1 protein-coding gene is annotated in these 323 nt (G+C 63.8%); it reads left to right on the top strand.

Annotation, left to right across the window (positions count from 1 at the left end; genetic code table 11):
• The coding region (locus tag ACTJJA_RS23950) for a DDE-type integrase/transposase/recombinase (RefSeq protein WP_440669345.1) at positions 1 to 323 on the top strand (323 nt) is incomplete at both ends.

Below are 323 nucleotides of genomic sequence, written 5' to 3'. Positions count from 1 at the left end.
CACTTTCCCTTCGGCGAGGGGCGCTGCCATCCGCTCACCCTGCTGGACGACCACTCCCGTTTTTCCCTGTGCCTGGCGCACTGTACCGATGAACGGCGCGAGACCGTGCAACAGCAACTGGTCAGCGTGTTTGAACGCTACGGCCTGCCGGACAGGATGACGATGGATAACGGCTCACCTTGGGGAGACACCACCGGCACCTGGACGGCGCTCGAGCTGTGGCTGATGCGTCTGGGTATCCGGGTGGGTCACTCCCGGCCGTATCATCCCCAGACGCAGGGCAAGCTGGAGCGTTTTCACCGCAGCCTGAAGGCAGAGGTGCT

Source organism: Enterobacter sp. 22452 (assembly GCF_052045065.1).
Classification (GTDB): Bacteria; Pseudomonadota; Gammaproteobacteria; order Enterobacterales; family Enterobacteriaceae; genus Enterobacter; species Enterobacter mori.
This window is presented reverse-complemented; position numbering and strand designations above follow the sequence as displayed.